The sequence below is a fragment of the Chitinophaga sp. 05T412 genome (genome assembly GCF_056396465.1).
Genome location: NZ_JBFTLN010000010.1, coordinates 158,471 through 173,864, shown reverse-complemented (window position 1 = coordinate 173,864; position 15,394 = coordinate 158,471). Strand labels below are relative to the sequence as shown.

Annotated in this window: 14 protein-coding genes and 1 tRNA gene; 11 read left to right on the top strand and 4 right to left on the bottom strand. The window is 44.6% G+C overall.

Annotated features, from left to right (window positions below):
• Window positions 1-182: 182 nt before the first annotated feature.
• The 6 genes from AC1DFM_RS22235 (at window position 183) to AC1DFM_RS22210 (ending at window position 7,987) form a co-directional block, all read left to right on the top strand.
• The gene (locus AC1DFM_RS22235) at window positions 183-1,280 is read left to right on the top strand and encodes a helix-turn-helix domain-containing protein (protein ID WP_477078957.1); all 1,098 of its coding nucleotides are present in this window, start codon (window positions 183-185) and stop codon (window positions 1,278-1,280) included.
• 162 nt (window positions 1,281-1,442) lie between these two features.
• Complete coding sequence (locus AC1DFM_RS22230; RefSeq protein ID WP_477078956.1) at window positions 1,443-4,754, top strand: SusC/RagA family TonB-linked outer membrane protein; 3,312 nt, start codon at window positions 1,443-1,445, stop codon at window positions 4,752-4,754.
• An 18-nt stretch (window positions 4,755-4,772) separates the two neighbouring features.
• Window positions 4,773-6,359, top strand: a complete 1,587-nt coding sequence (locus tag AC1DFM_RS22225; RefSeq protein ID WP_477078955.1) for a SusD/RagB family nutrient-binding outer membrane lipoprotein — start codon at window positions 4,773-4,775, stop codon at window positions 6,357-6,359.
• Window positions 6,360-6,432: 73 nt separating this feature from the next.
• Entirely contained in the window at window positions 6,433-6,954 is a 522-nt protein-coding gene (locus AC1DFM_RS22220; RefSeq protein ID WP_477078954.1) for a DUF6886 family protein, read from the top strand.
• Between the two features lie 77 nt (window positions 6,955-7,031).
• Window positions 7,032-7,721, top strand: coding sequence for a hypothetical protein (locus tag AC1DFM_RS22215; protein WP_477078953.1), 690 nt, complete (start codon window positions 7,032-7,034; stop codon window positions 7,719-7,721).
• Window positions 7,722-7,789: 68 nt separating this feature from the next.
• Entirely contained in the window at window positions 7,790-7,987 is a 198-nt protein-coding gene (locus AC1DFM_RS22210; protein ID WP_477078952.1) for a hypothetical protein, read from the top strand.
• A gap of 66 nt (window positions 7,988-8,053) precedes the next feature.
• Here AC1DFM_RS22210 and AC1DFM_RS22205 read toward each other — a convergent pair whose 3' ends face one another.
• Window positions 8,054-8,296, bottom strand: a complete 243-nt coding sequence (locus AC1DFM_RS22205) for a hypothetical protein (protein ID WP_477078951.1) — start codon at window positions 8,294-8,296, stop codon at window positions 8,054-8,056.
• A 656-nt stretch (window positions 8,297-8,952) separates the two neighbouring features.
• Between AC1DFM_RS22205 and AC1DFM_RS22200 the strand changes: the two genes are divergently transcribed.
• Window positions 8,953-9,126 carry a hypothetical protein gene (locus AC1DFM_RS22200; protein ID WP_477078950.1) on the top strand — a complete coding sequence of 58 codons (174 nt, stop codon included), beginning with the start codon at window positions 8,953-8,955 and terminating at the stop codon, window positions 9,124-9,126.
• A gap of 147 nt (window positions 9,127-9,273) precedes the next feature.
• Here the strand turns inward: AC1DFM_RS22200 and AC1DFM_RS22195 are convergent, their stop codons facing one another.
• The gene (locus AC1DFM_RS22195; RefSeq protein ID WP_477078949.1) at window positions 9,274-9,486 is read right to left on the bottom strand and encodes a DUF1016 N-terminal domain-containing protein; all 213 of its coding nucleotides are present in this window, start codon (window positions 9,484-9,486) and stop codon (window positions 9,274-9,276) included.
• Between the two features lie 786 nt (window positions 9,487-10,272).
• Between AC1DFM_RS22195 and AC1DFM_RS22190 the strand changes: the two genes are divergently transcribed.
• A complete protein-coding gene (locus AC1DFM_RS22190) occupies window positions 10,273-10,944 on the top strand; it encodes a DUF998 domain-containing protein (RefSeq protein WP_477078948.1) in 672 nt (223 codons plus the stop codon).
• Window positions 10,945-10,955: 11 nt separating this feature from the next.
• Window positions 10,956-11,321: an iron chaperone gene (locus AC1DFM_RS22185; RefSeq protein WP_168740113.1), complete on the top strand. Its 366-nt coding sequence runs from the start codon at window positions 10,956-10,958 to the stop codon at window positions 11,319-11,321.
• Between the two features lie 189 nt (window positions 11,322-11,510).
• Here AC1DFM_RS22185 and AC1DFM_RS22180 read toward each other — a convergent pair.
• Window positions 11,511-11,594 (bottom strand) — tRNA-Leu (locus AC1DFM_RS22180).
• A gap of 138 nt (window positions 11,595-11,732) precedes the next feature.
• Between AC1DFM_RS22180 and AC1DFM_RS22175 the strand changes: the two genes are divergently transcribed.
• Both AC1DFM_RS22175 and AC1DFM_RS22170 read left to right on the top strand, forming a co-directional pair.
• Window positions 11,733-13,010 carry a hemolysin family protein gene (locus tag AC1DFM_RS22175; RefSeq protein WP_477078947.1) on the top strand — a complete coding sequence of 426 codons (1,278 nt, stop codon included), beginning with the start codon at window positions 11,733-11,735 and terminating at the stop codon, window positions 13,008-13,010.
• A gap of 63 nt (window positions 13,011-13,073) precedes the next feature.
• Window positions 13,074-14,582 (top strand): arylsulfatase, encoded by a 1,509-nt coding sequence (locus AC1DFM_RS22170; RefSeq protein WP_477078946.1) that lies wholly within the window; start codon window positions 13,074-13,076, stop codon window positions 14,580-14,582.
• 56 nt (window positions 14,583-14,638) lie between these two features.
• Here AC1DFM_RS22170 and AC1DFM_RS22165 read toward each other — a convergent pair whose 3' ends face one another.
• Window positions 14,639-15,388: an ABC transporter permease gene (locus AC1DFM_RS22165; protein ID WP_477078945.1), complete on the bottom strand. Its 750-nt coding sequence runs from the start codon at window positions 15,386-15,388 to the stop codon at window positions 14,639-14,641.
• Between the last annotated feature and the right edge of the window lie 6 nt (window positions 15,389-15,394).

The window sequence follows — 15,394 nt, the reverse complement described above, 5'->3', positions numbered from 1 at the left end:
CGCTGACTTTAGATATCATGAACTTTATTAACCTACTGAACTCCAGCGGGAGCAAATCCTATTTTTCTCCTAACACCTATTGACGTAATGTATTGATAATGACTAATCATAAAAAGGAATTATTGCCCTTAACATCCCACTAACATTAGCCTCTTATATTAGTATTATTAACTACCCCGGATATGATGAGCATAATATTACTGTCAGGTACTAACCTGTTGACCTGTGTCGCTATTTACTTGTTTAACCTATTGCGCCCGAATGACCGCTTTGAGAAAGCACTGAATGCCTTTCTGACCCTGTTGCTATTTCACCTGGGTATCAAATTATCCTTGCTGGTGGTATGGAAGAGCGCTTTTCTGTATAATAACAGTCCCAGTGGCTTTGGTTTTGCTTACGGACCATTGTTGTACCTGACCACTTTATTCTACCTGAAACGGGAGGTGAGCTTCCGCATGATGTTATTGCATATGTCGCCCCTTGGTTTTGGGGTATCCGTGTTCCTGGTGAATAGTGCGGGGTATATAGAAGGCGCTATTTCACCGCAGTTCATGCACACTTATGCCAACATATATGAAGTGGGCGCTTTCGCTTCCCTGCTTATCTATCCCCTGCTGGCGTGGCGGTTATTGCAACCCGGAAATGAAGCGGCTGCAAATCCCCAACGCAGACTGCTGGTAGCCATTGTTCGTACCATATTGACGGGTGTATTACTGGCATTGACAGGTATGGTCATATATATTATCTCTACCGGACGCTGGGATCTCAACGTATGGATATTACCTTATCTCTGTTTTGTGTGGCTGGTAGTGATGATTTTACGTTATAAGATAGAATCCGTATCTGTAGCGTCACCCGAGGTAAGTGTGGTGCAGACTACATTACGACAATATAAGAAATCCGGGGTAGATGAGGAGATGATGGCAGGCTATGAACGTACCTTGCGGCAATTTATGCATCAGAGCAGGATATACCTGGAGCCGGAATTATCACTGGAGGAGCTGTCTGACCGCTCACAAATACCCAGGCATCATATTACGCAGTTGTTGAATGAGCACATGAACAGGAATTTCTACACTTTTATCAATGAATACCGTATTGAGGTGGCCATAGAGCGATTAAAAGATCCTTCTCTTGATATTAACCTCTTATCCCTCGCATATGATTGTGGTTTTAATTCCAAATCATCTTTCAACAATTACTTTAAGAAGATCACTGGCATTACACCATCTGTTTACAGGAAAAATATCCAGCAAAACATTCCGGTAACAATTCCCTAAGAATTCCGTAACAATACCTATATCTGCTATGGTGGCAGATATACGTGTATTTGCCGCATGGCTTGTACGTTTCTCTGACCTGCCCATCGGGCGTTGTCGTATTAGTTTCACCACCTTTCCATTTTTGTGTTGGTACCTATTTAACTATTACCAAAACCCAACATGAAAATGAGATTATTTACGCTACGCAGTACATTTCTCTCTCTCTGGCTGGCCCTTTTGCTTATTACAGGCAATGCCATTGCACAGGAAAAGATGATCAAAGGGAAAGTGACAGCAGCAGATGGCGCTGTTATCCCAGGTGCCAGTGTACGGGAGAAAGGCAAGCCTGGTGGCGCCTTTACCGATTCCAAAGGCGAATTTGCCATCAAAGCCAGCGGCCCCGATGCGGTGCTGGTCTTTTCGTATGTAGGTTATTCATCACAGGAGGTAGCTACTGCTTCCAACAGTAGCTTTAATATTATTTTACAGGAAGACCGTAAACGTCTTGATGAAGTAGTAGTAACAGCCATGGGCATACGTAAAGAGGCTAAACGCCTGGGCTATGCCGTACAGGAAGTAAAAGGTGCCGACCTCGTAAAGGCCCGCGATGCCAATCCTATCAACTCCCTCGCCGGTAAAGTAGCGGGCCTGTCTGTAGGCGCCAATCCTGAAATGCTGGGTCGGCCGGACCTCGTACTACGCGGCAGTAAAGACCTGCTCTTTGTTGTGGACGGTGTTCCCATCAACTCTGATACCTGGAATATCAATGCGGATGACATCGAGTCCTACACCATCCTGAAAGGCGCCAACGCTGCCGCTCTCTACGGCTTCAGGGGTATCAATGGCGCCATCGTTATCACCACCAAACGTGGCACCCGGTCATCGAAAGGATGGCAGGTAGATGTCAATAGCAGCACCTTGTTTGAAAAAGGTTTCCTCGCGCTGCCGGAAATCCAGACAGAATATGGTCGTGGTACCAACTTCAAATATTCTTACGGCGATCAGCTCTATGATAACAGCCAGCGCCTTCCTGAGTGGGGGCCCCGCTTCGAAGAACAACCCATCAAACAATACGACAGTCCCTGGGACCCTGCTACCCGCATCAGGACCGCCACCCCATGGACAGCCCGCGGCAAAGACAACTTCCAGCACTTCATGGAAACAGGAGTGATCAATACTAACAATATCTCCCTGTCTACCGCCACCGACCGTTCAGATATCCGGATATCCGTATCCAATATGAACCAGAAAGGCATGAACCCCAACACTAAGCTGCATACCTATGCACTATCACTTAGTGCGGGTTACAAAATCACCGACAAGCTGAAGATAGAAGCCAGTGCGAATATCAACAAACAATACTCTCCTAATATCCCTGATGTTAACTACGGTCCCAATTCCTATATCTATATGTTCCAGGTATATGGTTCCGCAGATTATAACATCAATGACCTGAAAGATATCTACAAAGGACCACAGGGTGTAACTGACCTGATCCCGTATGCACAGGAATATGGCCGTGAAAACAGTGCCTGGTTCATTGCTAAGAAGTGGCTACGCTCACACGATAAAACCGATATCAATGGTTATATCAAAGCGAGCTACAAATTCAACGATGCACTCGACCTGAACCTCCGTACCCAGATTACTACCTGGAATCAGTTAAGAACGGAACAGGTGCCTGCCGGTACTAACCTCAACACCTATACGCCGTGGTATTACTTCGGCTGGTACGGCGACTACCGCGAAGACCGCAGAAATCTCTTTGAGAACAACACCGACCTGATCCTGAATTATAACAAGAAGATCAGCAAGTTCAATATCTCCGGTCTGGCAGGTACAAGCATGCGCTCCTTCAGTTATAACTCCCTTTGGGGTACTACCAAGGCCCTCGCGCTCCCGAACGTTTATGCACTTACGAATTCCAAAGAAGCCTTTGCCTCTTTCACCTGGAATTCCAAGATGCAGGTGTATAGCGGCTTCTATTCCATTGACTTCACGTACGACAAGTTTCTGACGCTGTCGCACACCGGCCGTGTTGATCATTTATCTACGCTCGCCGATGGCTACAATACGTTCTATTATCCCTCAGTATCATTAAGCTCTGTGATCAGCGACTACACCAACTTGCCGAAATTTATTTCACTGTTGAAAGTACGCGGTTCCTATGCCAATGTGAAGGGGGCACTCACCTCTCCTACTGTACCTTCTGCTTATACACAGGTAACAGGCAAGAGCACCAACAGCCTGCTGGGTTATGGCACCGACCTTTATACTTCCTATGATGGCCCTACCTATGCCAACCAGATGGCTTACAGTTACAATAGTTATTACAACAATACCCCTTCCGTTGATTTCTCCGGCATCATCGCCAATCCTACACTGAAACCTTTCAGCGTAACCTCCTATGAGGCGGGTGCCGACTTACGCCTGTTTAATAACAGACTTGGAGTGGACTTCACTTACTTCACCAGCTTAAACGGTCCACAGATCTTTCCGCTGGGTGTAGCCCCTTCGTCCAGTTTCGAAAAACATAACGTAAATGCCATCACTACCCGCAAGAAAGGGTATGAGATCTCGCTAACCGCTTCACCACTGAGGAACCCTGGTGGACTCAACTGGGATCTGGGTATTAACTATTCTACTTATAAGGAAACACTGGACAAAATCTATGGCGATGAACCCGGTGTACCGCTTAACAACCATACTTACCGTGTAGGAGAAAGAATGGATGCCATCTACGCCCCTGGTTTTGTACACGACCCTACCGGCAAAATCGTATACAGTGGTGGCCTTCCGCTACGTGCCCCTTCTGACATTGGCAACAACGTATTCCTCGGACATGCCAACCCGGATTTCACGTTCGGCTTTACGAACCGTTTTGCTTATAAGAATTTCACGTTCAGCTTCCAGATTGATGGTCGTATTGGTGGAAAAATTTATGACGAAGTATACCATGATGGCATGAATGGCGGCACGGCGCTCGCCAGCGCCAGTGGTGACTTTGGCGTATCCCGCCTGGCCGACTGGCAATCCACCAACGGTGGCACACAGGCGCCTACCGGTCACTATGTGGCTGATGGCGTAAAAATCGTTTCCGGTACGCCTGTCTACAAAGATGGCCAGATCACGAACTTTAAAGACTTGACTTTCGCGAAGAACGATGTGGCGACTACCACCCAGAACTTCATCTCTTCCGGTATTGGCGGCGTCAACGAATATTGGATGGTGGACCGCTCTTTTGCGAAGCTGCGCGAGGTGACCATTGGTTATAGCCTGCCTGCTAAACTCCTGTCAGGCAACCGTTTCATCAAGTCGGCCACCTTCTCTCTGGTTGGCCGCAACCTGCTGTACTGGGCTAAACGTAAAGACATTGACCTCGACCAGTTTGCCTCCGGTTATAATGATACAGACCGTTCGCTCAATAATGGTGGTATTCTCCAGAGCATGACCGCAAGAAGATATGGCTTTAACATCAACGTCAGTTTCTAATTCTTATAAATCATCCGTATGAAAATATCATTCAAATATATCACCGTCGTAATACTGGCCATAGCGTCTGTGATCAGTGGTTGCCAGAAAGGGGATTTACTCTCCAATCCGAACGTGGCCGCTGAAAACGCCACCGTGCCGGTATCGCTGATCCTCAACCACCTCACCTCGAATATGATGCGGGAAGAGGAACCGGTTATCTCTACAGTGTACCGCTATAATCAGAACATCGTTTCTAACTATTCTTACTATTTCGGCAGCAATGCATATAACTGGTCCAACACCAACCATACGTATGACATGATCCGTTATTGCAATCAGTTGGAGTTACAGGCTAAAAAACAATATGGCAATACCTCCAACGTTTACTTTGCGCTTAGTAAGTTCTTCAAAGCCTATGCTTATATCTGGTTGTCGCAGCGTGTGGGAGATATCCCGATGTCACAGGCAGGCGACGTCAATAACCTCACCCCGGTTTACGACAAACAACATGATGTATATAAGAACTGTCTTGCTATGCTCGACAGTGCCAACACCATGTTCGGCACACTCATGATCGCTCCTGGCATTTCCTCCAGCATGGTGGATGCAAACGGCGATATCTTCGGTCGTACTTACCTGCAATGGCGCAAGGTGATCAACACGTACCGCCTGCGGGTATTGATCAGTCTCAGCAAACGAGCAGACGATAATGCTGACCTGAACATCAAATCACAGTTTGCAGATATTGTGAACAACCCCGATAAATACCMGGTGATGGCTTCCAGCGATGATAACATCGCATACCGGTACACCACCGTTACATTATATCCGCCCAACCGTTCCGGTAATGCGCCTTATAACAACTGTGCCAATATCAGCCAGACTTTCTTCAACGTCACTGCAGCCTATAAAGATCCACGTATATTTACGCTCACCATACCAGCGCCGGCACAATTGGCCGGAGGAAAGCAAGCGAGTGATTTTACTGCCTATGTAGGAGAAGATAATGGTAAGTCACAGGGACTTATGTCCAGCTTTTCTGCTGATGGTAAATATTCTTCGTTGAGCTATAACCGTTATATGTCTTCTGCCAGCGGCGCGAATGCAGAGCCTTATATCGTACTCGGCTATACGGAACTATGCTTCAACATCGCGGAAGCAGCCTACCGTGGCTGGATATCAGCGGATGCTGCGTCCTGGTACCTGAAAGGCATCAATGCTTCTTTGAAATGGTATGGCTTGTCGCAGGGACAAACGCTGACCATTAACAGCGTAGATGGCAAAATCAATTATGGCACCGTTATAGCAGACGTCAATACCTTCCTGGCAGACCCTAATGTAGCCTATAACCCCGCCAATGGTCTTACCCAAATATTGACGCAGAAGTATGTTGGTTTTTTCATGAACTCCGGCTTTGAAGCCTATTACAACTGGCGTAGAACAGGTATTCCTGCATTCAGTCAGGGAGGTGCAGGTATTGGTACTGCCAATAACATGATTCCACTCCGCTGGGAATATCCACAGGATGAAATCACCTATAACAGCAGCAACTACCAGGCAGCCATCAGCAGCCAGTATAACGGCAACGATGATGTGAATGCGAAGATGTGGCTGATTAAATAATTGATGAATTTTCAATTTCCTGATTTATGGCAAACAAATCCGTAAATCAGGAAATTTTCTATTTAGTTTTACCATGGAGAAACTCTACCATATCTCGGAAGACCCGAAGATCAAGATTTTTGAACCGCGACCGGCAACCGCCTATCCGCACCGGATGTTGTCGGATGTAGTGTTTGCCATATCAGGTACCTTATTGCATAATTACCTCCTGCCGCGCGATTGCCCACGCGTTGCCTACTACTGTGGGCCACAAACATCAGCAGCCGATCAGGCACGGTTCCTGGGTCACACAACTGCCGCATACGTAATAGCAGTAGAATCAGCGTGGCTGAAACGTATTCAACAGGCGATCATTTATTGTTATGAATTTCCGGGAAATGATTTCGTGCTGTTTGATCAATGTGCGGGATACTATATTGCGCAAAAAACAATTACTCCATTGGGCGTAAAACCTATCTACAATGTGATGGACGAAATGTTAAAACGCAATGTAGAGCTGCGCTTCATGCCTTCGATTACAGGATTGGCGAATGCGGTGAAGTATTCTACGCTAAATTTTTCGCTTATCAGAATGCAGTATGCAAGGCATAGCTGAATTATCCGTTCCCTCCCACAATTCAATTTKGGATATTTAACCAGAAGGGATAGCTTTACTTTCTATATATTCTGATGATGAGCTGGAACAGATACTATCACTTTTATTTACTCTTTGGCGATACGGTGCAACAGCAGGAACCGTGGAAAAAAACAATCTGGCTGCAACAGATACAACCCGCAATGGACAAGGTATTGCGATATTCTCCACACTATAAAAAAACAGGACTGGGTACTATTCAATATATTCCCAAGCCGGATACTGCCTATTTTCAAACTGCTAAATTCGGAAAGCTGGCGTGGAATAGTGATTCACATGAAAAATGGACGATTACATCTGAAGAGCTGCATCGCCGGTTTCATCACCTGGATATCTGGACACCTTCACGTGGTGTTTGTGAAAAGCTGGGCGCATCTCCGGATATTTATTTMAGCATGTGCAACACGCCGGAAGCCTACCATCGCTCCATTACCGGATTCGATTTATTTGCCGTTATAGCAGTGGCAGAGGATTTACAAACAGACCCAACGCAAGAGATACTTGAATTATCCCGCGCTTTGCATGCGAAGAAAACCGTTTACAGCAAAAGAAGCTGGGATCAAAAAGCAGCTGGCGGGAACTGGCATTTTATCAATTCTATTCAGGATACTATGTCTGCCACTATTTATAAAACGCCTACCGGTGATCTGCATGATGCTGCATTTGAAGATATTGCTTTCACGCCGTTCTGGGAGATCGTGTATGAAACCCAAAATACATTCAAATAAAAAACACAGGGAAATGCCAGCGGGAGTCAATCAGGATACAAGCGTTACTCGCAGAAATAGGTGAAAGAATGAACATGAGAATATGGCTGCCACGGAGTGATAAACACCAGGTATTGGATATCTGGCATCCTCCCCCCCGTGTGCTGGATAGCCTGCCACTAAACTATGCGGAAGCCACGTTAAAGACGAACCTGTTCCCAGTGGCAATAAAAAGTTTATACAGCCTACAGTTTGAAAATTTAGGAATTGCAAATGCCGTTAAATAAATTTATGGCTTTGTTTGATTTACCAGCATCTTTATTGTAAGATACTGGCATTTTGCCAGTAAGTAACTATTCACCTGCATCTCCTGGTGAGAGGCTTACCTCATTATTCTCATTAAGACCTTTAATCTTGGCCAGGATATGTTTAGGTGATGCTTTACCAAATCTAACAATTACCTCAAGTGGTATTTCTGCTATATCATTACCATCATCCACAACTACAGCAAGTTCCCAATCGGTCTGCTGTAGCTCTTCATAACTAATCCCTAAAGAATTAGCCAGTGTTTTGTCTTGTTCTTTTGTTCTTGCCATAATGTGTGATTTTGAGGGTGTTTTTAAGATTACGAATTTAAGGAATTCTTTAATTCTCAGATGCTTAACATAAAATAAAAAAAACCGCCCCCATATAGATGGGTGACTTTGGCACTTGCCATGTGTAACAGTTCGGGACCTCCTGAGCATCTTTATTGGCATCGATAACATCAAATCCTGTAGTGCTTCCCGATCTGGATTACCCGAAGGTGTACATCCTGATACGGGTATTTGCCCAGTCCATATGTTCTTTCAGGAAATTGGGGATCACAATGACAGGTTAGAGAAAGAAGTGAGAAAAGGTGTTAAAAAAAATTTCGGAAGGATTTCTAATTAAAAAAAACAGTGACTGCAGATGAGTAATAATGTGAATGCAAGCTTGCAGCAGTTGCGTATAATATCTTTAAGGCGACAAATCAACAATCCTTGTTTACCCTAATGAGGAATATTCTTCACTCATTTTAACCTTCATTTGTATGAAAAAAGTATGTTGTTCTATCCTTCTTCTTTTTACAATCCTCCTTGTTCAAAATCCGGCTGCAGAAGCTACGAACGGAGCGAAAGTAAACAAAAGTACTTTCAGGGCGCGTACCCATCAGTCGGTAGGGCTCCAGCCACTTGCCACGACTTTTCCATTAAACACCAAAACATATAAGGTGATAAACAATAACACAGGTGCTGCCGGTGTAACTAAGAATATCTGGTATAAAGATGTAGAGGTGCAGGCAGGTGACGTGTTAACATTTACGCATGCGATTACAGGAGACGTTATTATTGTGTATAAAGTTGTTCCCGAAGATCTGGATGGAGCCTTCCTCGTAGTCTGGTAATATAAAATATTACCCGGAGAAAGGAGGCCGGCTCTTATTTCGAGCCGGCTTCTTTGTTAAAAAATTTCCATCTCAAACGATGGTAAGTTATCTAATGTGTTTTTCTGATCCCTGGGCCTGTGCCTTTCTTCCATACTGATTCTTTAATTATGTCGACAGTGTCGACACAATCTGTTTAGCATACCCGGCCCGCTTGTTTTGAAGGATTTCATCATTAATACGTTGGCCAATCCGCCAGAAAAGTACAGTAAGAGTACTGTTAGCATGCGAAAATACTTGCCGTTGACTTTGCTCGATCAGTTGCGAAAGCTCAATGAACAATGATTGTTCGATGAATGTTACGCTTTTCTGTTTTACCACTGTACTTATTCTTTATCCGCAGTCCAATATGGAGGAGTGCAGGTTTTTCAGGTTAAATGAATAACCTGAAAATAGATACCAAAAGAATAATATGCGTTAATTGACAGTTAATGCAGTGAGAGAATAATTCAATTATAGAAGAAAGCAAGTTCGATTTTCCCTGAAAAACTCACTTTTGACGGAATCCATTATCGAACCGCCGAACTCAACGAAGCCGTAAAGCTGATATACACGCAGGACGTGGGATTACCTCAAAATAAAAATGGACAAAACGAAGCAATTTTCGTTTTGTCCATTTTTGTGCCCAGAACTAGCATCTAACTTTATCTGGGTATCAATATGTTATAGACCTTGAGTGTCAATTGAGTGTCGTAATTTTTTGAAATTACGTGAGTATGTGCTTTTCACACGCTTTTAAAGGCTTTTCACCTATCAAGGACAAATATAATGTAAATAGTCATGTGTCCTCGAATGGGCCATTATTATTGTTTCCCCTTAACATGGGAGTAACTAAGCAAGGATGCACAACAGGAACTTCGAAAAAGGGTGATCGAATATTGGAAAGGCTTCACTGGATGAAGATAATAGGCGTCGGCCTGCCTGGCGGGAGCTGAACGACAAACAGGAAAAACGAATCATCCGGCTGATCACCGAAAAGAATCCGGATCAGTTAAAGCTCCGCCTCGGTTTGTGACAAAAATGTCTCAAAATACCCTATGTATGGCGTGTTTGCACAGCCTTCGATTTATCATACTTGTGCATCTTTACATCCTAAATTTCAAGAAAATGATAAATAAAGAAACCTCTATTGTTTTGGCAAAACTTTCTATAGCAGCATCAATGACTTATCATCTTTTAATAAGTGTATTAATTTTCATTAGACCGGACTTAGACCCATATTGGCATCCATTAAGTGAATACGCCATTGGTTCTTATGGATGGATGATGTCATTAGCATTTATTATTTCATCATTCAGTTATGGAATATTGCTATTTAATATTAAATCGTATGTAAAAGGATTTTTTGGAAAACTTGGATTGGTCATTTTATTTATCTGCTGTGCAGGAACTTTTTGTGTTGGAGTGTTTACCACGGACCCTTTAACGACTGCACCTGATAAAATATCAACAACAGGTTTAATTCACATGTTTTCAGGTATGGCAGGTTTGTTTCTTTTTCCAATTGCTGCGTTATTGATTAACATAAGCATTGCTTTAAAAAATAAATCATGGGCTGCGGCAAAGAAAGTTTTGATATGGACATCAGTTATACCATTACTTGGCTTAGTCGGTTTTATTATTCATCTCTCTATTTATGTAATACCAAAAGGCGACTACGCATATGGACCCGATGTCCCATTAGGCTATCCACCTCGTTTACTTTTTTTAACTTATTTGGTATGGCTAATAATCTTAAACGTACAACTTATTAGAATTCAAAAATCAAATCACAATTAAAGTTAGCAATCATGGCAACATCAAAATTTAAAACAGTTGCAGAGTATTTTGCAAAGCAACCTGAAGATACCCAAAAAACATTACTTGCTTTAAAGAAAATAATTTTAAAAACTGCTCCCAATGCGGAAGAGTTAATTAATTATGATATTCCAGCCTACGCTTTAGTAAAAGGCGGCAAACGAGACAAACAAATTATGATTGCCGGGTATAAAAAGTTTGCAGGATTTTATGTAGGAACAGGGATTTTGCAAAACTTTGCAAAAGAGTTATCGGAATATGTCGTAGGCAAAGCATCCGTACAGTTTCCCAACAATCAACCATTGCCAGAAAAATTAATCATTGAAATTATTCAATTTAAGAAAAAGCAAATTTCATAACCAGTAATAACAGCAACCATTAACATCAATATGGTTTCGGCTGCAGTAAGGAAGCACAAACAAAGTGAGTGTCATTGTGGGTGTCAATTGAGTGTCGTAAATAGTGGGAGAAAGCACTAAAAAGCGTGGTTTTTTGACACTCGTGGAAATAAAAAAGGTTGTAGATCAATCGTCTACAACCTTTTATCGTGCCCAGAACTGGATTCGAACCAGCACACCCTTGCGGGCGCTGCGACCTGAACACAGTGCGTCTACCAATTTCGCCATCTGGGCAACTGATATCGTGTCAGGGGTTGCAAAGATACACACCCATTTCATTTTTCCAAATTTTCACTGCAATATTTTTTCAGTATACCGTTCTATAAACAATCAACACTTCGGGTTGTTATCCTTCTGAAAAGCTTGCTCCTTATGACTTCTATTATCATCATACTCATACTCATTGCACTCAACTTTTACTTCTCTGTTGCGGAGATTGGATTGATATCGGTCGACAAAAATCTGCTGCAACAACAGGCGGATAACGGTAACAAGAAAGCACTGAGCGTATTACAACTGATCAAAGAACCGGATGAATTCCTCAGCGCGGTACAGGTAGGTATTACGCTGGTGGGCATACTGGAAGGGATATACGGAGGCGATCTGATGGCCGCCTGGCTTGAACCCGTTTTCATTCGTTGGGGCATGCATAGCTCCTGGGCGCACTTAACCGCCCTGCTCGCAGGCGTGGGCAGTATTACCTATCTGACCATCGTTATCGGCGAGCTGATTCCTAAAACGCTGGCACTCGTGAATCCGCTGAAAGTATCTATACTGATCACACCTTCCATGATGATCTTCTCCAAAATCACCTACCCTTTTATCAAACTGCTCACCGCCAGTACTAAGCTTATCCTCGGACTATTTTCCATTAATACCATCCGGGAAGAGAAACTAACGGAGAACGATATACGCAGTATGCTCACCACCGCTTACAAGCAAGGGTTGATTGACAAAGGAGAATTTACCCTGCACAAAAATCTCTTCTCTGCCTATGACCTCACCGCGGAAAATATTATGACACCCGCTACCATGATTACCTTTGTACAGGAAAAAATGAGCCGGGAAGAAATAACGGAAACGATTAAACGTAGTATACACCGCACCTTTCCTATAGCCAACGACAAACGGGAAATGCTGGGTGCACTGGGTGCGAAAGACTTTCTCCTGTACCCCGACAAAGCCATTACAGATATTATGTCGCCTATTTCCTTCCTGTCGGGCAACCAGGAAGTATATGATATTTTCCAGCAGCTGCGAAAGGAAAACACCAACATGGGTATTGTGGTGAATGAATACGGCGCCTGTGAGGGCGTAATCACTTACCACGACATTGTATCCGGATTACTCGGTGGCAGCCTGCCAGGATTCAATGCCACCGAACGTTTTCTGGTGCAACAGCCGGATAAAAGCTGGCTGACTTACGGCTATACGAAACTCAGCTATATCCGTGAAACCCTGAACTACGAATGGTTACGGGAATATGAAATGGAAGATGTTACCATAGCGGGGTTACTAATCGACAAACTTAAACATATTCCTGCGGCAGGTGAAAAAGTAATGCTGAATCAGGTAACTTTTGAAATCAGAAAAATGGATCATCACCGCATTGATGAAGTGATTATCTGTACGCAAACGCTTGCGCAATAAATGCCGCCCCTATCAACATTCTGCCATAACGTGTTTATCTTCCGCACAAATATTTTGATGGCTATGGCAAGAAGTATTCTCCTGCTAGCGCTGGCCGGCCTTACGGCCATGAACAGTGTGGCGCAGCAGCAAAAAAAGACAGTGAACCGGCAACAACCCAACATCATCTTCATCTATGCAGATGACCTGGGTTACGGAGAAACCGGCCCCTACGGGCAACAGAAAATAAAGACACCTAACCTGGACCGGCTGTCGGCAGAAGGTATTCACTTCAACCAGTTTTATACCAGCACCCCCGTATGCGCGCCCGCCCGCTGTATGCTGCTCACCGGGCGGCATGGCGGACATGCTTACATCCGCGGAAACTACGAAATGGGCGGCTTTGCGGATTCACTCGAAGGCGGACAAATGCCTTTACCGGAAGGCACCATCACCGTAGGAAAAATGCTGCAGCAAGCCGGATATACCACCGCAGCTGTCGGCAAATGGGGACTGGGCATGCAATACAGCACCGGCGATCCCAACAAACAGGGCTTCAACTATTTCTACGGCTACCTGGATCAAAAACAGGCGCATAACTACTACCCTACCCATCTCTGGGAAAATGGTAAAGCGGACAGCTTACGAAACACCTGGGTAAATGTACACCAGACCTTCTCGCCTGCCACTGCTACCGACAAAGACTTTGACCAGTTCAAAGGAAAGGATTATGCCGTAGATGAGATGACGAAGAAAGCGACCCAGTTTATCAAAAGCCATGGCGCGAAACCCTTCTTCCTATATCTCCCCTATACTATCCCACACATTTCTTTACAGGTACCCGACAGCGCCGTGCAACACTACCTGGGCCAGTTCAATGAACAGCCCTACTACGGCCAGCAAGGATATACGCCACATAAATATCCACGGTCTGCCTACGCCGCCATGATCACCTACCTCGATACACAGATTGGTATTATCATGAACCTTGTAGCCAGCATGGGACTGGACGACAATACCGTCATTATGTTTTCCAGCGATAACGGGCCTACTTTCAATGGCGGTGTGGACGCTACCTTCTTTAACAGCGCCGGGGGCCTCAGAGGGCTTAAAATGGACCTTTACGAAGGCGGTATCCGGGAACCACTCATTGCCAGATGGCCGGGTAAAATTCCTGCCGGAAAAACGTCGGAGCTTCCCGGCGTACAATATGATATGATGGCCACATTTGCGGATATCGCCGGCATTCGGCCACCTGCCAATGATGGCATTTCCCTGTTGCCGGAAATGATGGGCAAGCATCAGTTACAAGCCGATCGTAAATACCTGTATTTTGAATATCCGGAAAAAGGTGGCGCAGTAGCCATTCGCATGGGACAATGGAAAGCGATTAAAAACGGATTGAAGAAAAATCCGGATGCTGCGTGGGAATTATATGATTTGAGTACCGATCCCGCAGAAAATCATGATGTGGCAGCGGCACATACCGCCATGCTGCCCGCTTTTGACGCTATTGTAAAAAAAGAGCACCGTAATGCGCATCTCAACGAATGGGAGTTCATTGACTCAAAAATGAAAGTAACGAAGCCATAGATCTAATATTTCAGGGAGATGGAATAAGTATCCATCTCCCTAAAATACCTTTCTCACTACTTACTCTCCCATTTAAACCACTTCACACCCACTATCACAAAAAGGAGCGTATAGCCAATGGAAGCCAGCAATGCATAAGTAGTATCCAGCTGCCAGGTAGCCGGCTCCAGGCTTCCCGCCAGGATTTGCCGCACCACCCCGTATGGCGACCAGGTCACTAACTTTTTGATCACGTCTCCCAACACCCCAAATTCACCAAACATTCCTATCATTATAAAAACAAAGTATACCAGTCGCGTAGTAGAATTTACGGTATCCGGATTTTTGATCAGCGCTACAATGGCCTGTCCCAAACCCAGGTATACGGCACCACCCAGCATCGCCATCAGCAGTCCTGCGGCATAACCAGCCGGCGACATCTGTATGTGATCCACAAAATATCCTACTACAAAAATCAATACCGTCATCAGCATAATCATCGCGATTTGCACGGTAATCCGGCTAAGCATAATGGTCCATGTCGACACCGGGCCAACCCGCAACCGCTGAAACACGCCCTTGTCGCGGTCGCGCGCAACGCTGTTGGAATAACCCATCAGTCCAATGCTCGTGAGCCCAATGGTAATGCAGGACGACAACACAAATACGCCGCCCAGTTTATCAACGAGTCCTTTCCAGGAAATTAATATAATCAGTGGTACAATCAATACCAGCCGAAAAGACCGGCGATTGCGCCATAAGGTGGTAAAATCGGCCCGCAATAACGCAGACATCACTACGGAATTTTTAGGAATTCTTGTTTGCATGTTAAG